Raw genomic sequence first — 22,996 nt, 5'->3', positions numbered from 1 at the left:
GCGATCCAGCATCTGGCGGGCATGAAGGACTCGAAGGTGATCGTGGCGATCAACAAGGACCCCGAGGCACCGATCTTCTCGGTGGCCGATTACGGTCTGGAAGCCGATCTGTTCACGGCCGTGCCCGAACTGGTCAACGCGCTGTAATTTGGCGCACATCAAAAGAGGGGCTTCAAGCCCCTCTTTTTCCATGGGCGCCTGGCTCGTACAGGTCAGGTCATCAACAATAATTCGGCAGCTGCATGGGCGCTTCAGACCCACTGCATTGATGGAGAGGGAGACTCTGAATGAATCGCAAGCATTGGGTGTTGGCGCGAGCCGGTTTGGTCGCGATGTGTGCAGGTGCTGCTTTGGTGGCGCAGGCCTGGACGGTTGGGCAGGTGGCCCCGATGTCAGGGGCTGAAGCCAGTCAGGGGCGGGCCTATGCGCAGGGCATGCGTCTGTACTTTGACCAGGTCAACAAGGCCGGTGGCGTGCAGGGCCAACCTGTGGAGTTGGCTGTGCTCGATGATGTAGGCCACCCTGAAGAGACCGTGACCAAGACGCGCAAGCTGCTGAGCGAATCCAAGCCCGTGGTGCTGGCAGGCTATTTCGGCAATCGCAATCTCTCGGCCTTGCTGGAGAGCAAGGCTCTGGATGGCTCGCAGATTCCGCTGGTGGGTTATCAGAGCACGGACACCCGTGTGCTGGCATCGCCCCAGATGTTCTCCACGCGTGCAGGGCTTGCCGAGCAGGTCGCAAAGATCTCCACCCACCTGGCCACCGTAGGCATCACGCGGTTGGCGTTGGTGTTCGAGGAGCGTCCCGATGCGCAGGAGCTGACGGCCTTGGTGACCAAGGCCGTGAACCCCAGCGGGGCCAAGCTGGTGGCATCGGCCATGCTCAAGAGCCGAGGTGGCACGGACAAGGCTGTGCGGGAGCTGCAGACCGCGAAGACTTCGCCTCAGGCCATTCTGTTGGTGGCTTCCAGCCCTGCCACGGCGGCATTTGTCGAGGCATATCGCATGGAGGGCGGTACCGCTCAGGTCTATGCCACGGCCGAGGCCGATATCGAGCAGTTGGCCAAGCGCCTGCCTGTGGAGTACATGAGCGGTCTGTCGATTGCCCAGGTGGTTCCCAGTCCCTACAAGGTATCGGGCAAGCTCAACAAGGAGTTTCGCGACGCGACGATTGCTGCAGGCAAGTCCCTGGACGTTCCGGTGAGCTTTGCCATGATGGAAGGCTTTGTGAATGCCAAAGTCATCGTTGAGGCCATGCGTCGTAGCCAGCCGGTGACGCCGGAAAAAATGAGTGCTGCCTTGCGCGGGCTGGAGTCTTATGACCTGGGCGGCTACTGGGTGAACTTCAAGCCCGGGCAAGTGGGATCCAAATATGTAGACCTGTCCATCGTCAATGCCGCCGGGCGTGTGACACAGTAAGAAACCAAGGCCTGACGCAGCACCGCGTTCAGGCCTTTTTTGCGGCCGCTCCCATCACGATGCTCCTCCGTACACAGAGAAGGCAAAAACTGTTGCCCTGGGGACAGGGAGTGGCGCCATGGCAGGCGAAACTGGCCAAAGGCCAGTCGGACGGCTTCACCGTCGGCACATGCAAACGGTGAGCCGCCCTTCGAACTGCTTCTGAAATAAGAGCTGCCTGCGTATTTGGAACAAACGCTACAGCCCTTTTTTATTTATATAACGAAGAAGGAGACAACACATGTCCAAGCTGCCACCCGCCCTCAAAAAGCTGGCTTTGCCTGTCATCGGCTCGCCGCTTTTCATCATCAGCAATCCCAAGCTTGTCATTGAGCAGTGCAAGGCCGGTATTGTCGGCTCCATGCCTTCTCTCAATGCCCGTCCTGCCGAGCAACTGGAGGACTGGCTGGCAGAGATCACCGAGACTCTGGCGGCCTGGGACAAGGCCCATCCCGATCGTCCTTCGGCACCATTCGCCATCAATCAGATCGTGCACAAGAGCAATGACCGTCTTGAGCACGACATGCAGGTTTGCGCCAAGTACAAGGTGCCCATCATCATCACCAGCCTGGGCGCGCGTGAAGATGTGAATCAGGCCGTGCATAGCTGGGGCGGTGTGGTGCTGCACGACATCATCAACAACAAGTTTGCGCGCAAGGCCATTGAAAAAGGTGCCGATGGCCTGATCGCCGTGGCAGCCGGTGCTGGCGGCCATGCGGGTGTGAAGAGCCCGTTTGCCCTGGTGCAGGAAATTCGCCAATGGTTTGACGGCCCTCTGGCGCTGTCCGGCTCGATTGCCACGGGTGGCTCTATTCTGGCGGCCCAGGCCATGGGGGCGGACTTTGCCTATATCGGATCGGCCTTCATTGCGACCGACGAGGCGCGCGCCGTCGAAGCCTACAAGCAGGCGATTGTCGAAGGCAGCTCCGACGACGTGGTCTACAGCAATCTGTTCACAGGCGTGCATGGCAACTATCTGGCGCCTTCGATTCGTGCGGCCGGTCTGGATCCGGAAAACCTGCCCGAATCCGACCCCAGCAAGATGAACTTTGGCGGCGGTGCGCAAAAGGCCTGGAAGGATATCTGGGGCTGCGGCCAGGGTATCGGTGTCATTGACAAGGTGCAGTCAACGGCGGAGCTCGTGGCTCGCCTCAAGCGTGAGTACGCCGACGCCAAGGCAAGCCTGCTGGTTGCCTGAGGCAGTTCACTATCTTCTGTGCCAACGGCGTCCTCGGACGCCGTTTTTTATGGGCGGCTTACTTGCTTGATGTTGCTCAAGCACGACTTTTGCGAGGGTTAACCCTTGTTAAATCGCTTCGGAGTTGATGCGTATCAATGTAGGCCTGGTCCTGCAATTGGCTTTTGCATATCAAGTCATGATGATTGTCAAAAGAAGAGTAGTATTCCGTTAATTTCAGTAAATACTGAAAATTGAGAAATGCAGCGCGCCCCTTCTTCCCCCATCGACAATCGGACCGATACAGCACATGCCGAGCTGGCGAGCGTCATCCGTCGCCCCAGCGCGGGTGCTGTGTGGCAGGTGTTTGCCGGGCTGATATGGCTGCCACAGGCAGCCTTGCTGGCCTGGGCTGTGCAACTCATGGCCAACGGTCGGGGCATGGCGGCCGTCTGGCCCATGGCGGCTGGCGTGTTGTTACTGGGCTTGCTGCGAGCCTGGGCAGAAGGTCATGGCGGCATGCTGGCCAACCGTGCAGCGCGCGCGCAGCTGAGCAGCTTGCGCGCCCAGGTGGCGCAGTCGCTGGCTCAGACATCGCCGCTGGACAAAAGCCGACCGGCCTCGGGTCAGGCCGCCAGCGCCATGGCCGAGCAGGCCGAGGCCATTGTTCCGTGGCTGGCGCGTTACCAAAGCGCGATGTGGCGTGTGCGTCTGCTGCCAATGGTGATTCTGGCTGCCGTGGCCTTGCAGTCATGGGTAGCGGCTCTAATTTTGATGGTTGCCGCGCCGCTGATACCGCTCTTCATGGCGATCGTGGGCTGGCGTGCCAAGGCGGCTAGCGAAGAGCAGATGCTGCAGCTCGGTCATATGAACGCTTTCTTGCTGGACCGCCTGCGCGGCCTGAGCACGCTGCGTGCTCTGCATGCCGTGGAGCTGACGGGCCAGCGATTGCGTGACCATGCCGAAGACCTGCGCACCCGCACCATGCGCGTGCTGCGCATTGCCTTCCTGTCTTCTGCGGTGCTGGAGCTTTTCTCGGCGCTGGGCGTGGCCATGGTGGCCGTCTACATAGGCTTTCACCTGCTGGGCACGCTGAATTTCGGCGCCTGGGGTAGCAAGCTCGGTCTGGGCCAGGCCATGTTCGTGCTGCTGCTGGCACCGGCATTCTTCGAGCCGCTGCGCGATCTCTCGGCCGTCTGGCATGACAGGGCCGCCGGCGAGGCAGCACTGCAGACCTTGCAGAGCATGCAGGTTCAGTCCGTGCAGATTGTCGGTGCACAGCATGTCATCGATCCGGTGCTTCCGGGAAAAGCACCTCTATCGCCTGCCCGGCCTGTGTCTGTCTGCATTGCAGACCTCGAGGTTCAGGCGCCGGGCAGCGACTCCCGGCTCGCCCCCCTGTCTTTGCAGATAGAGGCAGGAGAGCATGTGGCGCTGTGGAGTCCCAGCGGCAGCGGCAAGTCCGTGCTGCTGGCGCAAATTGCCGGCCTCTTGCCAGTGCAGCAAGGCCGTATCGAAGTCGACCGGCAGACGCTTGACGCCGGCAGCGCAACTCAGCTGCGCCAGCGCATGGCCTGGCTGGGTCAGCTGCCACATGTCTTTGCCGGCTCGGCCGCGCGCAATATTGCGCTCGGGCGTAGCTATGTAGGGCCCGAGCAGGTTGCCGAAGCTACGCAGCAGGCGGCACTTGATGAGACCCTGGCGCATCGCCCCGGCGCAAGCCTGGGTGAGGGCGGTGCAGGACTTTCCGGTGGCGAGGTGGTGAGGCTGGCTCTGGCGCGCATGGCCGCGCAGACACAGGCGGGACTGCTGCTGGTCGATGAACCTACCGCTCATCTGGATCCTGAGACAGCGGCCCAGATCACGCAGTCTCTGCGCCATCTGGCCAGGGGGCGCACCATGTTGGTCGCCACCCACGACGCGCAACTGGCCGCTGCCATGGATCGTGTGATCGAACTGCCGCTGCTGCGACGAGTGCAGGAGCCGCAGCCATGAAGATGCGAGCCATTTCAATGTGCGAGATGCTGAAGCTGCTGGGCCAGATGGCGCCGCGCAATCTCTGGCTGGGCGGTGCCGCCCTGGCTGCGCTCACTGTGCTGATGGGTATGGCTTTGCTGGGCTTGTCGGGCTGGTTCATCACGGCCACGGCCCTGGCCGGGCTGGTGCCAGCCACAGCCTTGGTGTTCGATGTGTTCATGCCGTCGGCCGGCATTCGCCTGCTGGCTGTGGGCCGAACCGGCGCCCGTTATGCCGAGCGCCTGGTGACCCACGATGCCACGCTGGCCGTGCTGGCCGCTTTGCGCCAGAGACTGTTTCTGAGCTGGGCCCGCCCGCAGGGCGCCCGCCTGCTGCTGCAGCGCCCGGCAAGGCTGTTGCAGCGTCTGACCTCCGATGTGGACGCCCTGGACAATCTTTATCTGCGCCTGCTGGTGCCTGCCGTAGCGGCGCTGGGCGCGGCCTTGCTGGCGGCTCTGGCCTACGGATTCATGCGCTGGTGGCTGGGCCTGTTGACCCTGGCGTGGCTGCTGCTGGCTGGCTGGGGCATTGCCCTGTGGCATGGTTTGCGCAGCCGCAAGGCCGCAGTACGCCGTGCCATGGCACTGGAGACCATGCGTGCCCAGACCGTGGATCTGGTTGCCGGCCAGACCGAGCTGCTGATGGCAGGCCAGTTGCCTGCCCAGGTGCAGCAAGTGCTGCGCAGCGATGCGCGCTGCGCCCAGGCCGATGAGCGGCTTTATCAATCCGAAGCTGCTGCAGCCCAGGCTTATGGTGCGGTGTCTGCCATTACCTTGAGCGCATCCGTGCTGCTGATGGCCTGGTTGATGGAGCAGGGCCGTATCAACGCGCCGGTTGCCGCTCTGGGTATTTTGCTGGCACTGTCGGCAATGGAGCCGTTTGCCGCTCTGCGCAGAGGGGCAGAGCAGGCCGGGCGTACGTGGCTGGCGCTGCGCAGGCTGGCTCCCCCGCTGGCGGCCAAGGCCGAAGTGGCAGGGAAGCCGCAGCAGCCCGAGCAGAAGCTGGCCGTCAGCCTGCAGGCTGTCCGGCTTCGTCAATTGGGTCCGATAGACCTGAACGTGCGCCAGGGCGAGCGCGTGGCGCTGATCGGCAGCAGCGGTGCAGGCAAGACCAGCTTGCTGCATTTGATGGCGGGTGAGCTTCAGCCGGACGAAGGCGTGGTTCAGGCCCGCAGTTGCAGCTGGATGACACAGAGAACCGAGCTTTTTCAGGACAGCCTGCGCAACAACCTGAGGCTTGCCGATGCCACCGCCGACGACGAGCAACTGTGGGGCGTCCTGCAGGCTGCAGGTCTTAGAAGCGACGTCATGGCCCTGCCACAGGGGCTGGACACCATGCTGGGTGAAGGTGGCATGGGTCTGTCCGGAGGCCAGTCGCGCCGGCTGGCACTGGCCAGACTGCTGCTGAGCCCAGACCGCTGCTGGCTGCTCGATGAGGTGACAGAGGGACTGGATGCCGTCACTGCTGCCGATGTGCTGAAGCGGTTGGTGCAGGCGGCTGAGAGTGGCGCGCGAACGCTGATTTTTGCCACGCATTGGCAGCGTGAGGCGGGCCTCGCCGACCGCATTGTGTATCTGCAGGCAGGACGGGTGAGGGCGCAAGCCCTGCGTGGCACCCCAGAGTTTGAGCAGCTGATGGCAAGGCTGCGAGCCGATGCGCTGGGTGCTGTTGCACCTCAGTACATATGTTTTTCCGATTGATTTTTGAAGTACCGAGAGAAAGGACCTGACCATGGACCTCGATATCGTCGATTTATCGCGACTGCAGTTTGCGATAACGGCGCTCTACCACTTTCTGTTTGTGCCGCTGACACTGGGCCTGTCCATACTCGTCGCCATCATGGAGACGGTGTATGTGATGACCGGACGTGCCATCTGGCGCGACATGACCAAGTTCTGGGGCGTGCTGTTCGGCATCAACTTCGCCATGGGTGTGGCAACAGGCGTGGTGATGGAGTTCCAGTTCGGCATGAACTGGAGCTACTACAGCCACTATGTGGGCGACATCTTTGGTGCGCCGCTGGCGATCGAGGGTTTGATGGCCTTCTTCATGGAGGCGACCTTTGTCGGCCTGTTCTTCTTTGGCTGGGATCGTCTCTCCAAGGTCAAGCACCTGATCGTCACCTGCCTGATGGCCATAGGCACCAACTTCTCGGCGCTGTGGATTCTGGTCGCCAATGGCTGGATGCAGAACCCCGTGGGGGCGACTTTCAACCCCCAGACCATGCGCATGGAAGTGAATGACTTCTTTGCCGTGCTCACCAATCCCGTGGCGCAGGCCAAGTTCGTGCACACGGTGTCGGCGGGCTACGTCATGGCCTCGCTGTTCGTGCTGGGCATTTCGGCCTGGTATCTTCTCAAGGGGCGTCACATCCATCTGGCCAAGCGCTCGATGACGGTGGCCGCATCCTTTGGTCTGGCTGCTTCGCTGTCGGTGGTGGTGCTGGGTGACGAATCCGGCTATCTGTCATCCGAACACCAGAAGATGAAGCTGGCGTCGATCGAAGCCATGTGGGAGACCGAGCCCGCACCGGCCTCTTTCACGGCCTTTGGTTTCCCCGACCGCGAGGCGCGCGAGACCCACTTTGCCGTGCACATCCCGTGGGTCATGGGCCTGATCGGTACGCGTTCGCTGGACACCCAAATTCCCGGCATCAACGAATTGGTCAAGAGCGCGGAAGGCAATATCCGCAACGGTATCGACGCCTATGACGCGTTGCAGACCATTCGCAAGGCCAGGAGCGATGCCGAGATTCCCGCCGAGGCACGCCTGCGCTTTGAGAACAATGGCTCCAACCTGGGTTACGCCCTGCTGCTGATGCGCTATGTGGATGATCCCCGCAAGGCGACCGAAGCGCAGATCCACCAGGCGGCAATGGATACCGTGCCGCCGGTGGGGCCGCTGTTCTGGACCTTCCGCATCATGGTGGCCCTGGGCATGTTCTTCATCGTGCTGACCGGCACCTTCTTCTGGCTGGCTGCCCGTCACAGGCTGGATGCCTACCCCTGGCTGCTCAAGGTTGCCGTGTTCTCGATTCCGCTGCCCTGGATTGCCGCCGAATGCGGCTGGGTGGTGGCCGAGCTGGGTCGCCAGCCCTGGATCATTGAGGGCGTGCTGCCCACGGCCATGGCGGTTTCCAATCTGGGCGCGAAGACGCTGTTGCTGACCATTGCCGGTTTCGTGCTGATCTATACCGTGCTGCTGGTTATCGAGCTCAAGCTGATGGTCAAGGCCATCAAGAAGGGCCCCGAGCATGAGAGCGAACCCCACCTCAGCCTCTACGAACCCATGATCAAGAAGCTGGCACGCGGCCAAAGCTGAGAGGAGCAACCAAATGATCTTGCATGAACTTATTTCATATGACGTGCTGCGCCTCATCTGGTGGCTGCTGCTCGGCGTGCTGCTGGTGGGCTTTGCCGTCACCGATGGCTTTGACCTCGGCGCCATGGGCCTGCTGCGCGCCACGGCCAAGACCGATGTCGAGCGCCGCACGGCAATCAACTCCGTCGGCCCCGTGTGGGAAGGCAATCAGGTGTGGCTGATTCTGGGTGGCGGCGCCATCTTTGCAGCCTGGCCCCAACTGTACGCCGTGTCCTTTTCGGGCTTTTACCTGGCCATGTTTGCTGTGCTGGTGCCGCTGATCCTGCGTCCCGTGGCGTTCAAGTTCCGCAGCAAGCATGAAGATGCGGCCTGGCGCAACCGCTGGGACTGGGTGTTGTGCATCACGGGCCTGGTGCCTGCACTGCTGTTCGGCGTGGCCGTGGGCAACGTGATTCTCGGCGTGCCATTTCGTCTGGGCGACGATATGCGCATTTACTACGACGGCAGCTTCTTCGGTCTGCTCACGCCTTTCGCATTGCTGTGCGGTCTGGTCTCGTTGTCCATGCTGCTCATGCATGGTGCGGCCTGGCTGATGTTCAAGACCGACGGCGAAGTCGCCAGCCGCGCGGCCAGGTACGGCACATGGTTTGCCGTGCTGACCACTGTGCTGTTTGCGGCCGCCGGCCTGTGGCTGGCTACAGGCATCAACGGCTATGTGATCACCAGCGAGATCAACCCCGTCGGTCCCTCCAACCCCTTGAACAAGACCGCAGCCGTGGCGGCCGGCGCATGGATGGCCAACTTCAAGTCCTATCCCTTGCTCTGGCTGGTGCCCGGTATCGGCCTGCTCATGCCGCTGATCGTGGCCATCGGTTTGCGCAGCCGTCGCGAGTGGCTGGCGCTGCTGGCAAGCGGCCTGGCGATTGCCGGAATCATCCTGACCGTGGGTGCGGCCATGTTCCCCATGATCCTGCCCTCCAGCATCGATCCACGCTTCAGCCTGACGGTCTGGGACTCGTCTTCCAGCCATGTCGTGCTGTTCATCATGCTGGTTTGCGTGCTGATCTTCCTGCCCTTGATCCTGGCCTATACCAGCTGGGTGTACTCGGTGCTGCGAGGCAAGGTGGACGTGAAAGCCATCGTGACCGGCCAGGGCCACTCATATTGAGATGGGATGCCCCTCAGACGCCATGCTGCGTTCTTCCTTCTGTGTGAGGGGCGGTTCGATTATTGTTGGCCCATGCATTGGATGGGCCGAATGAAAGGAAACTTATGTGGTATTTCGCCTGGTTGCTGGGTCTGCCGCTGGCAGCAGCCTTTGCCGTGCTCAATGCGATATGGTTCGAGCTGATGGATGACGAGGCAACGCGTCGCAAGCTTCTGGAGCGAACCAAGTCGCTGCCGGATGCCTGAGTCGCCAAGACGAGGAAAAGCCCGATCGGCTTGGAGCTGACCGGGCTTTTTTTATGGATGAGGCCTTGTCTTGCTCAGGCCGTGCGCGAGCTTCTCAACGCTTGCGTGGCCTGGGCCAGCTCGGTGATGAGTGACCAGTTGCCACTCTCCACGGCACTGGCGGGGACCAGCCAGGAGCCGCCCACGCAGACCACATTGGACAGCGCCAGAAACTCCGCCGCGTTGCCGGGCGAGATGCCGCCCGTGGGGCAGAAACGCAGCTCCCCGAACGGACCTTGCCAGGCCTTGAGCATCTGGATGCCGCCAGACTGCACGGCGGGGAAGAACTTGAGCTCGGTAAAACCGTCTTCCTGAGCCATCATGATTTCGCTGCTGGTTGCGACGCCGGGCAGCAGCGGCAGATCCAGATCGCGGCAGGCCTGGCCCAGCTTGCCGGTGTAGCCGGGGCTGACGGCAAACCTGGCGCCGGCCAGAGCAGCTGCTGCGGCATCGGCCGCATTGCGCACGGTCCCCGCACCGACGATGGCCTCGGGCAGCTGCCTGGCGATGGCCTCTATGCAGGCCAGGCCCTGAGGCGTGCGCAGCGTGACCTCCAGAACCCTGATGCCGCCTGCCAGCAGAGCTTTGGCCATGGGAACGGCATGCTCTACGTTGTGCAGCACGATGACCGGAATCACCGGGGCATCCTGCATGATGGACAAGGCGGTCATTTGAGCAGCCATGTGCAAGCTCCTTCTTCTGCGCTCAGCGCATTGCGCCGGAATCCGGCAAACAGTTCACGGCCCAGGCCGCGGTGATTGGCCTGCTGCAGCTCGGCGGGCATGACGGCCAGCGGTCTGGCCTGCCACTCGGCATCTGTCAGCTCGGCCTGCAGCAGACCGGCGGGGGCATCAAGCACGATGACGTCGCCGCTTTGCACCTTGGCCAGCGGGCCGCCTGCCAGTGCTTCGGGACTGACATGGATGGCGGCCGGAACCTTGCCCGATGCACCGCTCATGCGGCCGTCGGTGACCAGGGCCACGGCATAGCCCTTGCCTTGCAGAACGGCCAGCGGAGGTGTGAGCTTGTGCAGCTCGGGCATGCCATTGGCCTGCGGCCCCTGCCAGCGCACTACGCAGACGACGCCATTGAAGCCATTGGTTTGGCAGGCTTGCTCCAGCGCACCGGATTTGAAGGCCGCCTGCAGCTCATCCTGCGAATCAAAGACCCATGCCGGTGCCCGCAGTGCGTGGCGATCTTCGGGCACGGCGCTGATCTTGATGACGCTGCGGCCCAGATTGCCTTTGAGCAGCTTCAATCCGCCCGTAGGGCTGAAGGGGCGGCTGGCAGGGCGCAGAACAGTGTCATCGCCGGAGATGCACGCATCCTGCCATTGCAGCTGACGGTTTTCGACATGCGGGATGCGCCCAAAGGCGGCCAGACCCTCGGGCCTAACCGTAAGCACGTCACCATGCATGAGACCAGATTGCAGCAACTGGGCGATCACGTATCCGGGGCCGCCTGCGGCCTGGAACTGATTCACATCGGCGCTGCCATTGGGGTAGACGCGGGCCAGCAGGGGAACCACCGAGGACAGCTGCTCGAAGTCATCCCAGTCAATGACGATTCCGGCTGCGCGGGCCACGGCTACCCAGTGGATCAGGTGATTGGTGGAGCCGCCGGTGGCCAGCAGGGCCACCATGGCGTTGACGATGCAGCGCTCGTCCACGACATGCCCTATGGGGGCAAAGCGGCGGCCCCGGGTGATGGACAGCACGGTACGCATGGCTTCGCGTGTAAGCAGTTCGCGCTCCGCGTCAGCGGGGTTGATGAAGGCGGTGCCGGGAACATGCAAGCCCATGGCTTCGAGCAGCATCTGATTGCTGTTGGCCGTGCCGTAGAAGGTGCAGGTGCCCTGGTCATGGTAGGCCGCATTTTCTGCCGCCAGCAGCTCCTGCCGGCCGACCAGGCCCTGCGCTGCCTGCTCGCGCACTTTGGCCTTGTCGCTGTTGGACAGGCCCGAAGTCATGGGGCCGGCAGGCACGAACACCATGGGCAGGTGGCCGAAATGCAGGGCTCCGATGAGCAGGCCGGGAACGATCTTGTCGCAGACGCCCAGCATCAGGGCCGCATCGAAAGTGTCATGTGTGAGAGCCACGGCGGTGGACATGGCAATCGTGTCGCGGCTGAACAGGCTCAGCTCCATGCCCGGCATGCCCTGGGTCACACCGTCGCACATGGCGGGCACACCGCCGGCGACCTGGGCCGTGGCGCCGTGGCGCCTGGCCTCGTCTTTCAGAATATCGGGGTAATGCGCAAACGGCGCATGGGCGGAGAGCACATCGTTATAGGCCGTGACGATGCCGATATTGGGGCCTTTTTCCTCAACGATGCGAATCTTGTCCGTGCCGGGCAGCGCCGCAAAGGCGTGGGCGACATTGGCGCAGCCCATGGTGCGTACTTGTGGAGGGCGCGCGGACATGGCATCGACCTGTGCCAGATAGTCGGAGCGGCTGGCGCGGCTGCGCTCCTGGATGCGCCGCGTCACCTGGTCCAGAACGGGGTGAAGTGCCATGATGAAAGTCCTTGGGCAGCAAGGTCGGTGCCTGGGGCGCAGGCCTTGCCTTGGAATGAGTCAGAGCCATGCCGGGGCATGGCTCCATGGTTGCGCGCTTATTTGGCGCGAGCTTGCTTGACGGCTGCCTGCACAGAATCCCAGGTGCCTTGACCCACGGATTTGGCAATGCCGGCATTGACGGCGCCGAGCTTGTCGCGCATGCGGCCTGCTTCGGCGGCTGGCAATTCGTTGACCTGCATGCCCTTGGTCTTGATCTCGGCCAGGGCCTTGGCGGCTTCTTCGCGCGTGTCCTTGCGCTCGAATTCACGGCTCTTGATCGCCGCATCCTGCAGCACCTTCTTCTCGGCAGGGCTCAGCGTGTCCCACCACTTCTTGCTGACCGTCACGATCCAGGGGCTGTAGACATGGTTGGAGACGGTCAGGTACTTCTGCACTTCATAGAACTTGCTCGACAGCACCGTGTTGAAGGGGTTTTCCTGACCGTCCACGGCCTTGGTTTCCAGCGCCGTGAACAGCTCGGAGAAGGGCAGGGGAACGGCATTGGCGCCCAGGGTCTTGAAGCTGTCCAGGAAGACGTTGTTCTGCATCACGCGCAGCTTCACATCCTGCAGATCTTCCAGCTTGGTGATGGGGCGCTTGTTGTTGGTCAGATTGCGAAAGCCGTTTTCCCAATAGACCAGACCCACCATGCCCTTGGGCTCCAGGCTGGCCTTGACCTTCTCTCCCACGGGGCCGTCCAGTACTGCATCGGCTTCCTTGGTGCTGGCAAACAGGAAAGGGGTGTCCCAGATCGCCATTTCGGGCGACAGGCCCACCAGCGTGGCGGTGGAGCCGACCATCATTTCCTGGGCGCCGCCGATCAGGGCCTGCTGCATCTGGGTGTCCGAGCCCAGGGAGGCGTTGCCGATGGCGCGAACCTTCATCTTGCCGCCACTGGCTTTTTCCACTTCCTTGGCGAACATGCGCACTGCTCGGCCCTGGTTGGAGTCTTCCACCAGGCCGTAGCCGAACCGCACCAGGCGGGGTTTGAAGTCCTGCGCCTGAACGGCACCTGCGGCCAGCAGCATTGCCGTGAGTCCTGCGACTGCAAATTTGATACGCATACCCGTCTCCTTGCTTGTTTGGGCCTGAGCCCTTTGGTTGAAGTGAAATTGGCCTTTGGTGCTTATGTGGTAAGCGTTGGCAGCTATTGATTTGAGAGTTCTTGAGATCGTCATGGCCTGGCCCTCAGTGCATCCACTTGAGTGGCGCGGTCACCAGCTGCGGGAAGAGCACGAACAGGGCGGCCAGCAGCACATAGACCATCAGGAAGGGATTGGTGCCCTTGATCACGGTCTCCATGCGCAGCCTGCCCACGCCCGCCACCACGTTTTGCACCGTTCCCACCGGAGGGGTGATCAGGCCGATACAGCCCACATAGATGAACATGAAGCCGAAGTACACCGGATCGATGCCGGCCTTGACGGCCAGCGGCGCGCAGACCGGACCGAAGATCAGGATGGTCGGGGTCAGATCCATGGCGGTACCGACCACGAGCAGGAAGAGCATCATCACGGCCATGAAGAGCATGGGCTGATCCAGCAGGCCCGAGAAGCTGTCGGCCAGCATATTGGGCAGGTCGGCGAGCGTGATCATGTAGGCGGTCACGGTGGCCGCACCGCAGAGGAACATCACCACGGCAGTGGTCTTGGATGCGCCCAGAAAGACTTCGTAGAGTCGGGTCCAGCTCATCTCCCTGTAGACCACCATGGAGACAAACAGCGCATAGACCGCGGCCACCACGGCGGCTTCGGTCGGCGTGAACACGCCACCCTTGAGGCCGCCCAGGATGATGACCGGCATCATCATGGCCCAGAAGCTCTTGGCCAGTGCCTTGAGGCGCAGGCCCCAGCTCACGCGCTCACCCGAGGTCAGCTGGTATTTGCGCGCGATGAACCACCAGGCGGCAATCAGAAAGCCGCCCATGAACAGGCCGGGCACGACGCCCGAGAGAAACAGCTTGCTGATGGAGGTGTTGGTGGTGACGCCGTAGATCACGAACGGCATCGAGGGCGGAATGATGGGGGCGATGATGCCGCCTGATGCCAGAAGGCCGGCGCTGTAGCTGTCGGGATACTTCTGGTCGCGCATCATCGGCAGCAAGATGGTGGCCAGCGCGGCGGTGTCGGCAATGGCCGATCCGCTCATCGAGGCCAGCAGCACGGCCGCGCCGATGGCTACATAGCCCAGGCCGCCTGGAATATGACCGACAAAGGCGCGGGCCAGATCGATGATGCGGCGCGACAGGCCGCCGGCATTCATCAGCTCGCCTGCGAGGATGAAGAAGGGCACGGCCAGCAGCGGGAAGTTGTCAAACCCGGCCTGCAGATTCTGTGCGAGCAGCTGGGTGTCGAAAAAGTCCAGGTGCCACATCAGGGCGACGCCGGTGAGTATCAGTGCATGGGCAATCGGCATGCCGATCACCATGCCGCCTATCAGCACGGCGAGAAAAATCAGGGTGACGATCATGGCGCCTTACTCCACGCTGGTTTCAGAAGACTCTGTCGGGGTGCCGCGCAACATGTCGCGCACCACAACCAGCAACATGCCTATGGCCAGCACCAGCGTCGCCGCTGCGCCCAGAGCCAGGGGATAGCCCAGCACGGTGCTGTAGCTGCTCCAGCCGGCAACGACCTGCTCCCAGGAGCCCCACAGCAGCAAGGCCATGCAGGCACCGATCAGCAGCTGCGAGACCCAGAACAGGACTTTGCGGGTTGCAGGGCCGACCCGCGATGTCACCATGTCGAAGCCCAGATGGGCGCCTTCAAAAGCCGCCACGATGGCGCCGATGGCCACCAGCCACACAAACAGCAGGCGCGAGATCTCCTCATAGGAGACGATGCTGGTGTGGAAAACGTAGCGCAGCACCACGTTGACGAAAACGGCAATCACCATGCCGGCCAGGGCCAGCACCATCAGGCCTTCGGCCAGGCGCTTGAGCCATGGCTTGCGGCCCTGTGCCTCTTTGCGATCTTCAGACATTGGCTGTCTCCTGCTGTTTTTTATGCTTGGGGTTCGCGCCTTGCCCATTGCCGGGCCGCGAGCGCGATATCGTTGAGGTTCATGGTGGCGCTGACGGTCAGGACATCAGGCTCCTGACGCGGGTCTTCCAGCGTCGTGAACTGATTGGCCACCAGGTCGGGCGAGAAAAAATGCCCGGGTCGGGTCTGGACGCGTTCCAGGGCCGTGGCGTAGTCGAGATCGAGAAACACAAAACCCAGTTGCTGGGCGCTGCGCAGCTGGTCGCGGTACTTGCGCTTGAGCGCCGAGCAGGTCAGCACCAGGCCGTGTTCGGCATCTGCCTGTGCCAGTCGCTGCGCCAGGCGTTCCAGCCAGCCTTCGCGGTCGGCGTCCGTCAGGGCGATGCCGGCCTGCATCTTGGCCACGCTCTGGGGGGAGTGGTAGCTGTCTCCTTCCACCAGGGCCCACCCCAGTTGACGGGCGATGGCTTCTCCTGCGCTCGATTTGCCACAGCCGGAAACGCCCATGACGACCAGTGCCGACATGGTGCCCGGAGGCTGGATCTTGCTTTGATTCATTTTTGGATAGCGCTATCCGATATGGTTAAAAAATGAGCAGCTTGCTGCGTTCTGCGATTGGCTTCAGACCTCGGTCGAAGGCAAGTCAGTGCTTTCATCAAGCTGCTTCCACAGACTTCATTTCAAGTCTGGATAGCGCTATCATAATCAAGAAACCTCAGGCATCTGATTAGGAGATTCCCTTGCCTCCCGAGACCCGTACCAAGAGTGAAACCCCGGTAGACAGCGCATCTTCAAGGCGATCTCGCGCCAGCGGGCGTGTCACCCTCAGCGATGTGGCACAGGCTGCGGGTGTGAGTCCGATGACGGTCTCCAGAGCCTTGCGCGGAGAGCGCAGAGTGGCTGCTGCCCTGGTCGACAAAGTGCGTGAGGTTGCGGCTTCTCTGGGCTATGTGCCCGATCTGGCAGCCCGCGCGCTGGCCTCGCAAAAAAGCACCCAGGTACTGGTGCTGGTGCCCATGCTCTCCAACACCTTGTTCGTGGAGGTCCTGGAGGCGGTGCACAAGGTGCTGTTTTCCCAGGGCTATCACATGCTGATCGGCGTGACCCACTACGACCCGGCGGAAGAAGAGCAGTTGCTGCGGGCCTATCTGCCCATGCGGCCTGCCGGCTTGTTGCTGACCGGGTTCGACCACAGCGAAGAGTCGCGGAAACTGCTGGCTGCCAATCCCGTGCCGCGCGTGCATCTCATGGAGTTGCGCGAGCCCGGCACCGGTCTCGATTGCTACAGCGTGGGTTTCTCGCAGATTGCAGCTGGCGCTGAAATGACCCGTCATCTGCTGGACAAGGGATACAGACGCATCGCGTTTTGCGGAGCCCAGCTCGATGCACGTGTCATGCAGCGCCTGGAGGGTTATCGGCAGGTGCTCAAGCAGGCCGGTCTGTATGACCAGAGCCTGGAGATACTCAACCCCGAGCGCTCATCGCTGGCGCTGGGTGCAAGGCAATTCGAGACGCTTCTCAAGGCGCAGACTACGGTGGATGCCATCTTTTTCTGCAACGACGACATTGCACAAGGCGCGTTGCTGGAGGCCAACCGCATGGGGGTCAAGGTGCCCGAGCAGGTGGCGATCGCGGGGTTCAACGACCTGCCTGGCAGTGATCAGATGGTGCCGCCTCTGACAACCATCCACACACCCAGAGATGAAGTGGGCAGCACAGCTGCCAACATGCTGCTGCAATTGCTGGCAGGGGACGCCGTCAGAGAGGCCTGCGTGGATCTGGGCTTCAGGCTGGTGCCCAGGGCCAGCACCTGAGTTGTCGGAGTCAGGCTTGTGTGCCTGACTTGCCTCGCCCGGTAATCTTGTCCTTCAGATCCAGCAGTCGCGTCACGGCCGAGCCCATGCCCATGAGCTGCATGGCGGTCTCTGGTGACAGACGCTGCACATCGTCAAACCAGCTCATCAGCTTGTCGATGAGTTCGTGCATATCGCGCATGCGCTGCTGGGCGTAGCGTTCTTCGTCGGTGCTGGCTTCTTCCATCATGGCAGCACGCAGCATGGATTGCGTGGGTTCGATCTCGCGGCGGCGTCGCTCTTCGGCCAGTCGCTTGAAGATTTCCCAGACATCCTCGGGTGCCTGGAAGTATTCGCGCCGGTCGCCGGGCTGGTGACGCAGTTGAACCAGCCGCCAGGCCTGCAGCTCCTTGAGCCCCATGCTCACATTGGAGCGCGAGAATTCCAGCGTGTCTGCAATCTGGTCTGCGTTCAGCGGCTCGGGCGAAATGAACAGCAGGGCATAGATCTGCCCCACGGTGCGATTGATGCCCCAGCGGCTGCCCATCTCGCCGAAATGCGAAACAAATTGTCGGCTCAGCTCCGACAGTGGTTTGGCTTGCGTCATGGCCTCCATTGTGCCTTTGCCCAGGGTTTCCAGTGGGGCAGGGAAATCAAGCCGGAGTGCAATCGCTCTGTTTTTTTCATGCTTGGCGCATGAAGCCCGCGCAGATATGTTTCGTAAAACTTGCAACGCTGTCAGCAAATTGTTGGGAATCGGCGCAAAATCGCCATCCTGTTTTAAGTCGGCTTTTTTACGTTGCCTGTTGCCAGGCAAACTCACCCTGCCGCCGGGCAGCCTATGGGCTGCAGGCGGCCGTGATCTGATGGTTCAAAGTTCTATTTCCTCTCATTCCCGCAGCGCGCTGATCGACTGCACCAAAGGCCTGGCTTGTGCCGCCATCGTTTGGCATCACCTGGCTTTCTACGGACCCATGTCGGATGTAGCTCACCCCGTCATGCCCGACCTGCTGGACTGGCTCTATGAGTACGCCCGGATGGCCGTACAGATCTTTCTGGTGATCGGCGGTTTTCTGGCTGCAGCCAGCCTGGCTCCCATGGGCCTGGCGCGGTTTGATTCACCCTGGTCCAAGATCGGCAAGCGCTTTGTACGCCTGGTCGTGCCTTATGCCGTGGCACTGGTGGTGACGATTGTGGTGTCTGCGGCGATTCGTCCCTGGTTCGACCACGAGTCCGTGTCTGCCGACCCCGATCTATGGCAGCTCATGGCTCATGCTTTGCTGCTGCAGGGCATTGTGGGCGAGGAGTCACTGTCGGCTGGCGTCTGGTATGTGTCCATAGACTTTCAGTTGTTCGCCGCGACCGTGCTGCTGCTGGCTGGCGTGCGCTGGCTGCAGCAATGGGCGCTGAAACGCTGGGGCGATACGGCCATGAAGCGCTGGTGGCCCTGGGCTGTGACTGGCATGCAGGGGCTGGTGGTTGTGGGGACGGCAGCTTCGTTGCTGAGCTTCAATCTCGATGCAGACCTGGATGTCTGGGCGATTTATTTCATGGGCGCCTATGGCGTCGGCATGATGGCCTTCTGGGCAGTGGCGGCAGACAAGCGCCTGACGGCCTGGAGCTGGGGCCTGCTGATTGCAGCACTGATCATCGGCGCGCTGGTCTATGAGTGGCGTGACCGCATTTTTCTCGCTGGCGTGACTGCGATGCTGCTCATCGTCTGCATGCGTACAGAGGCCATTGCTCGCTGGCAGGGTCTAGCTCCGCTGCGTCGCCTGGGAGAGATTTCCTACTCGGTGTTCCTGATTCACTTTTCGATCTGCCTGCTGGTCAATGCGGTCGTCAACCATTTCTGGCACGGTTCGGTCACTGCCGCGATGGTGGGCATCCCGTTTGCCTTTGTGCTTTCACTGACTGCTGGCTACGCGCTGTATCAACTGGTGGAGCGCCATGTTTCGTCATGGAGTCAGGCCCTGCGCTGGCAGGCAGGCTTGATCGGGGCGGGTCTGCTGACCACCATGGTGGCCGGCTTGCGCTGAGTCTGATCCTTGCAACAAAAAAGCAGCTCCGGTGAGCTGCTTTTTTTGTTGGGTGTGCCGGTTCAGCGATGGAGCTCGCCCGCGCTTTCGGGCTGGAACTCGATGGCATCCACGCGCACGGTTACCTGGCCGGTAGGGCTGGGCATCTTGAACTCGTCGCCCACTGACAGGCCCAGCAGGGCAATGCCCACCGGCGCAAAGATGGAAACCTTGTCGGTGCTGCCATCCATATCCTTGGGGTAGACCAGTGTCAGCGTGTTGGTCTTGGCGATCTCGAGAATGGTGAAGCGCACGGTGGAGTTCATCGTCACCACGTTGGCGGGTATTTCTGCGGGGTCAAGCACATCCGCACGGTCCAGCTCCGCCTCCAGTGCATCACGGCCGGGGAACTGGCTGTTGTTCTTTTCCAGCAGCGATTCAATGCGATCCAGGTCCAAGGAGGACAGAGTGATATTGGGCTTGCGCTCCATGTAGTAACTCCCTTGCGAGATGGTGTGGTTGGCGCTTTGGCGTTGCGCAAACGGACAAAAGCCCGGGCAACGGTGTTGTCCGGGCCAAGGCATTCAGTGAAAAAGCACCAACTTGGTGCATTGGGGGAATTGTCGGCGCTGAATCGCAAACTGCCAAGCCATCTCGCACCCACTGGGTGCGGATTGACTTTGAACTTGCTCTAGTTAATGGAGCGTGCTATGCGCATTGAACAAGGGAGGCAGTCATTCTTTATCCAAATCCGACTCAATCAACTCTCACTGTATTGACCGGAATGCAGCCATGGTCAGTGTCCATTTCTTGCAATGAATAACTGTATTTATGTACAGTTGTTTTATGCAAAAACTTTCTTCATCCTCTGGACTGGACTCCATTCAGACCGATGTGCCGGTGCGGCCGATGCAGCCCATCAAGGGGCGAGGGGCTGCCAGCCAGATCACGCACCGGTTTGCGCAGGAGCTGCGCCAGGGCTTCGATGACGGCTGGGGCAAGCCTGAACAGGATGAAGGAGGTGAAGTGGGTGAGGAGGCCAAGATCTGGGGCACCCATCTGGAGTGGGAGCGGGCCAAATCAGCCCTGAGCCGCCACGAATCGCCCGATCTGCCTTTTCATCTGGGGCTCAATCCCTATAGAGGATGCGAGCACGGATGCATCTATTGCTATGCCCGGCCCACGCATGGCTATCTGGGTTATTCGCCGGGTCTGGATTTCGAAACTAGGCTGATTGCCAAGCAGAACCTGCCCGAGGTGCTGCGCGCCGAGTTATCCCGGTCCAGCCATGTGGCGGCCCCCATCATGCTCGGCTCGGTCACGGACTGCTACCAGCCTGTGGAGCGCGAAGTCGGGTTGACGCGCCGCGTGATAGAGGTTCTGGCGCAGGCCAGGCATCCGTTTTCCATCGTCACCAAGGGCAGCGGCATCGAGCGCGACCTTGATTTGCTGGTGCCGCTGGCACAGCAGCATCTGGTGGCCGTTTATGTGACGCTGACCACCTTGCAGCCCGAGCTGGCCCGGCAGTTGGAGCCACGCGCCGCTGCGCCGCATCGGCGGCTGCGCATGATCCGGACCCTGAGCGAGGCAGGCATACCCGTAGGCGTCAGCCTGGCGCCGCAGATTCCGTTCCTGAATGACGATATGGAGCAGGTGCTGGCCGCAGCCAGCGAGGCCGGTGCCAGGCAGGCTTTTTATGCCGTACTGCGTCTGCCGTGGGAAGTGGCTCCGCTGTTCAATGAATGGCTGATGCTGCACTATCCCGAGCGCGCCCAACGCGTGATGGAGCGTGTGCGAGACCTGCATGGAATCAGCGAAGCGGGCAGAGCCGACGGCAAGGCCTACAACAGCCGGTTTGGCCAGCGCATGAAGGGAACGGGCGCCTGGGCCGATATGCTGGCGCAACGCTTTGCACTGGCCTGCCGCAAGCTTGGGCTGAATCGTGAGCGTGTGCAACTGGACTGCGAGCAGTACCATCATTCCTTGCTGTCGCCGCAGCAAAGTCTTTTCTGATGTCTCGTCTCAGTCCGTTGCGTGCCGACTCGGAGCGGGTCGACGCAGCGAGCTGCAGCTACCCGGTTGCAAAAAGCCGGAATCTGGCGTGACTCCGGCCTTTTGGACACCTGAACTGTTTACTGAGGCTGGTAATCAATGGACTTGAGCAAGGCCTGCTGGCGCTGATAGGCCTTCTGCAGCTCGCTCATCAGCGCTTCCGGGGTCGCGTCGGTGCCGGGTTCCATGCCCATGTCCCTGAGCCTGGCTTCGACCTGGGGCTGCTTGAAATACTGCAGCGCAATCTCTCTGACCCTGGCCTGCACATCGGCAGGGATATCGGGGCGCGACCAGACGCCGAACCAGCTCACCTCGGACAGTTGCGGGTAGCCCAGTTCCTTGAAGGTGGGTACATCGGGCAGTTGCACCATGCGCGTGGGGTAGTTCACGGCCAGCGGCTTGACCTTGCCGGCCTTGATTAGCGGCAGGGCGGTGGTGAGCCCGTCCATCATCAGCGGCACATGGCCGCCCATGAGGTCGCTGAGCGCCGGGGGAGAGCCCTTGTAGCCCAGGTGCTTCATCTTGATATTGAGCAACTGCCCCAGCAGCATGCCCGAGGTATGGCCGCGCATGCCCGTGGCATACGAGGCAAAGTCCAGTCCGTCGGGCTGCTTTTTGCCATAGTCGGCTAGCTGCTGCAGATTGCTGGCCGGGAAGTCCTTGTTGGCAATCAGCACCAGGCCGTTGCGGCTGAGCTGGGCCAGCGGCTTCAGATCCTTGAACGGCTGGTAGCTGACTTTGTAGGCCAGCGGTGTCTCGCTGACGATGCCGCCCTGGATCAGCAAGAACGTATGGGCATCCTTGCCGTTGGCGAGCAGGTCGTTGACGGCCAGCACGCCGGCCGCGCCGGGCTTGGATTCGACAATCACCGGCTTGCCCAGCTGCTTTTGCATGCCGTCGGCCAGCAGGCGCGCCAGCGAGTCGGCATTGCCGCCGGCCGGGCCGCCGACTACCAGGCGTATGGGCTTGACGGGCCAGGGCGCTTGCTGCGCCATGGCCGCTGCACTCAGGCTCAGGCCGGTAGCCAGGGCAACGGCCTTCCAGGGCATGGTTTGTTTCATCTTTGTCTCCTCTGTTTTTGACTGCCCGGCAGCCTGCCCGCTGCGTCTATGAACGCTCTGCGGACAGTGCTTTGTCCGGGGCCAATCTGCAGGACTGTCGCCGGCCGGGAACTGATTGCCCGGGCAGCGCTGTCAAAAATTCTCGGCGCAAGGAGGACAGAGGGTTTGACGAATTACGCCAGCTTCTTGGCCGTTGTGGCGATCAAGGGTTTTGGAGCGCTCTGCAGGGCAGCAGTCAGGCCGGGTAGCGCGCCACCATCAATGGCCTTGAGGAAGGAGCGCACCAGCAGACTTTCGCTGCGCTCCTTCATGCAGTAGACGTAGGTGGTGGTGCTTGCCGGGTCGCCGGCAATGCGCACGGGCCGAAAGCGCGGGTCGGCAATGAATTCGGCCTCGGACACGGCACCGATGCCCAGGCCGCGCGCCACGGCCTCGCGTATGGCTTCGCGGCTGCCGATCTCCAGCTGGGTGCGGGGCTTCACGCCGGCCGTCTGCAGCGCTTTTTCGATGGCCGTACGCGTGGTCGAGCCTTGCTCGCGCAGCAAGAGCGGCAGGCCGTGCAGCTCGGCCAGCTCGACCTGCTCGCGCCTTGCCAGCGGATGGTCGATATGGGCAAACAGGATGATGGCATGGCGCGCATATTCGCGCACCAGCAGCTCGGGCCTGTCATACAGGCCGGCCAGCACCGCCACATCGGTGGTGTAGTTCTCCAGATCGTGCAGCACCTGCTGCGAGTTGCCCATGCGGATCGACAGCTTCATGCCGGGATGGCGGGCGCTGTAGGCCGCCACCATCTCGATCACATGAAACGGCCCCACGGCGCCGATCTTGAGTTCGCCCTGGTTGAGCTGGCCCGAGTCGCGCAGAAAGAACTCGGTTTCCGCCTCCAGTACGAGCAGCTTCTGCGCCAGTGTCATGAGCTTGTGGCCGGCGCCAGTCAGCGTCATGCGATAGCCCTGGCGATGGAAGAGTTCGATCTGGCTTTGCCGCTCCAGCGTGGCGATCTGGCTGGAGACCGTGGGCTGGCTCACGCCCAAAGCGCGGGCGGCTGCGCTCAGGCTGCCTTGTTGGGCCACTGCGATAAAAGCTCGGTAGCGGGCGGTGCTCATGC

20 protein-coding genes and 1 pseudogene are annotated in these 22,996 nt (G+C 61.9%); 11 read left to right on the top strand and 10 right to left on the bottom strand.

Features of this window, described 5'->3' with window-relative positions:
- From DFO48_RS24415 to cydX, 8 genes and pseudogenes are all read left to right on the top strand, one after another.
- A pseudogene (locus DFO48_RS24415) lies at positions 1–147 on the top strand (electron transfer flavoprotein subunit alpha/FixB family protein); the annotation flags it as partial.
- 140 nt (positions 148–287) lie between these two features.
- Complete coding sequence (locus tag DFO48_RS24410) at positions 288–1,418, top strand: ABC transporter substrate-binding protein (RefSeq protein ID WP_003074760.1); 1,131 nt, start codon at positions 288–290, stop codon at positions 1,416–1,418.
- 280 nt (positions 1,419–1,698) lie between these two features.
- On the top strand, positions 1,699–2,655 hold the full coding sequence (locus DFO48_RS24405; RefSeq protein ID WP_003074763.1) for a nitronate monooxygenase family protein: 957 nt from the start codon (positions 1,699–1,701) through the stop codon (positions 2,653–2,655).
- Positions 2,656–2,895: 240 nt separating this feature from the next.
- Positions 2,896–4,629 carry a thiol reductant ABC exporter subunit CydD gene (gene cydD / locus DFO48_RS24400; protein WP_199407054.1) on the top strand — a complete coding sequence of 578 codons (1,734 nt, stop codon included), beginning with the start codon at positions 2,896–2,898 and terminating at the stop codon, positions 4,627–4,629.
- A complete protein-coding gene (locus DFO48_RS24395) occupies positions 4,626–6,350 on the top strand; it encodes an amino acid ABC transporter ATP-binding/permease protein (RefSeq protein ID WP_114865040.1) in 1,725 nt (574 codons plus the stop codon). The genes cydD and DFO48_RS24395 overlap by 4 nt, the downstream gene beginning before the upstream one ends.
- Before the next feature lie 31 nt (positions 6,351–6,381).
- Positions 6,382–7,971 carry a cytochrome ubiquinol oxidase subunit I gene (locus DFO48_RS24390; protein ID WP_003074769.1) on the top strand — a complete coding sequence of 530 codons (1,590 nt, stop codon included), beginning with the start codon at positions 6,382–6,384 and terminating at the stop codon, positions 7,969–7,971.
- Positions 7,972–7,984: 13 nt separating this feature from the next.
- A complete protein-coding gene (cydB, locus tag DFO48_RS24385; RefSeq protein ID WP_003065741.1) occupies positions 7,985–9,139 on the top strand; it encodes a cytochrome d ubiquinol oxidase subunit II in 1,155 nt (384 codons plus the stop codon).
- Positions 9,140–9,243: 104 nt separating this feature from the next.
- Positions 9,244–9,384, top strand: coding sequence for a cytochrome bd-I oxidase subunit CydX (gene cydX / locus DFO48_RS24380; protein ID WP_003053063.1), 141 nt, complete (start codon positions 9,244–9,246; stop codon positions 9,382–9,384).
- A 74-nt stretch (positions 9,385–9,458) separates the two neighbouring features.
- Here the strand turns inward: cydX and eda are convergent, their stop codons facing one another.
- The 6 genes from eda to DFO48_RS24350 all read right to left on the bottom strand — a co-directional run bounded on the left by eda (position 9,459) and on the right by DFO48_RS24350 (position 15,519).
- Positions 9,459–10,106, bottom strand: coding sequence for a bifunctional 4-hydroxy-2-oxoglutarate aldolase/2-dehydro-3-deoxy-phosphogluconate aldolase (gene eda / locus DFO48_RS24375; protein WP_114865039.1), 648 nt, complete (start codon positions 10,104–10,106; stop codon positions 9,459–9,461).
- Positions 10,091–11,938 (bottom strand): phosphogluconate dehydratase, encoded by a 1,848-nt coding sequence (gene edd, locus DFO48_RS24370; RefSeq protein WP_114865038.1) that lies wholly within the window; start codon positions 11,936–11,938, stop codon positions 10,091–10,093. The genes eda and edd overlap by 16 nt, the downstream gene beginning before the upstream one ends.
- Before the next feature lie 98 nt (positions 11,939–12,036).
- Positions 12,037–13,044 carry a TRAP transporter substrate-binding protein gene (locus tag DFO48_RS24365; protein ID WP_114865037.1) on the bottom strand — a complete coding sequence of 336 codons (1,008 nt, stop codon included), beginning with the start codon at positions 13,042–13,044 and terminating at the stop codon, positions 12,037–12,039.
- 124 nt (positions 13,045–13,168) lie between these two features.
- On the bottom strand, positions 13,169–14,449 hold the full coding sequence (locus tag DFO48_RS24360) for a TRAP transporter large permease (protein ID WP_003074776.1): 1,281 nt from the start codon (positions 14,447–14,449) through the stop codon (positions 13,169–13,171).
- A 6-nt stretch (positions 14,450–14,455) separates the two neighbouring features.
- Positions 14,456–14,962, bottom strand: a complete 507-nt coding sequence (locus tag DFO48_RS24355) for a TRAP transporter small permease (protein ID WP_003074778.1) — start codon at positions 14,960–14,962, stop codon at positions 14,456–14,458.
- Between the two features lie 20 nt (positions 14,963–14,982).
- The gene (locus tag DFO48_RS24350; protein WP_114865036.1) at positions 14,983–15,519 is read right to left on the bottom strand and encodes a gluconokinase; all 537 of its coding nucleotides are present in this window, start codon (positions 15,517–15,519) and stop codon (positions 14,983–14,985) included.
- Between the two features lie 182 nt (positions 15,520–15,701).
- On the opposite strand from DFO48_RS24350, the gene DFO48_RS24345 reads away from it, so the two are divergent.
- Complete coding sequence (locus DFO48_RS24345) at positions 15,702–16,775, top strand: LacI family DNA-binding transcriptional regulator (RefSeq protein WP_114865035.1); 1,074 nt, start codon at positions 15,702–15,704, stop codon at positions 16,773–16,775.
- Positions 16,776–16,785: 10 nt separating this feature from the next.
- Here DFO48_RS24345 and DFO48_RS24340 read toward each other — a convergent pair whose 3' ends face one another.
- Positions 16,786–17,370 carry a GbsR/MarR family transcriptional regulator gene (locus tag DFO48_RS24340; RefSeq protein ID WP_003074786.1) on the bottom strand — a complete coding sequence of 195 codons (585 nt, stop codon included), beginning with the start codon at positions 17,368–17,370 and terminating at the stop codon, positions 16,786–16,788.
- Between the two features lie 250 nt (positions 17,371–17,620).
- Between DFO48_RS24340 and DFO48_RS24335 the strand changes: the two genes are divergently transcribed.
- Positions 17,621–18,793 (top strand): acyltransferase, encoded by a 1,173-nt coding sequence (locus DFO48_RS24335; protein ID WP_114865034.1) that lies wholly within the window; start codon positions 17,621–17,623, stop codon positions 18,791–18,793.
- Between the two features lie 62 nt (positions 18,794–18,855).
- Here the strand turns inward: DFO48_RS24335 and rnk are convergent, their stop codons facing one another.
- Entirely contained in the window at positions 18,856–19,263 is a 408-nt protein-coding gene (rnk, locus tag DFO48_RS24330; protein WP_003074792.1) for a nucleoside diphosphate kinase regulator, read from the bottom strand.
- Positions 19,264–19,618: 355 nt separating this feature from the next.
- On the opposite strand from rnk, the gene DFO48_RS24325 reads away from it, so the two are divergent.
- On the top strand, positions 19,619–20,785 hold the full coding sequence (locus tag DFO48_RS24325) for a PA0069 family radical SAM protein (protein WP_114865033.1): 1,167 nt from the start codon (positions 19,619–19,621) through the stop codon (positions 20,783–20,785).
- A 119-nt stretch (positions 20,786–20,904) separates the two neighbouring features.
- Here the strand turns inward: DFO48_RS24325 and DFO48_RS24320 are convergent, their stop codons facing one another.
- Together DFO48_RS24320 and DFO48_RS24315 are read right to left on the bottom strand one after the other, a co-directional pair.
- Complete coding sequence (locus tag DFO48_RS24320) at positions 20,905–21,885, bottom strand: tripartite tricarboxylate transporter substrate binding protein (protein WP_114865032.1); 981 nt, start codon at positions 21,883–21,885, stop codon at positions 20,905–20,907.
- 173 nt (positions 21,886–22,058) lie between these two features.
- Positions 22,059–22,994, bottom strand: a complete 936-nt coding sequence (locus DFO48_RS24315) for a LysR substrate-binding domain-containing protein (RefSeq protein ID WP_114865031.1) — start codon at positions 22,992–22,994, stop codon at positions 22,059–22,061.
- Positions 22,995–22,996: the final 2 nt, after the last annotated feature.

The sequence above is a fragment of the Comamonas sp. AG1104 genome (genome assembly GCF_003350425.1).
In the GTDB taxonomy this organism is placed as follows: Bacteria; Pseudomonadota; Gammaproteobacteria; order Burkholderiales; family Burkholderiaceae_C; genus Comamonas; species Comamonas testosteroni.
The sequence above is the reverse complement of the archived record's forward strand: the minus strand, read 5'-3'. Positions and strand labels throughout refer to the sequence as shown.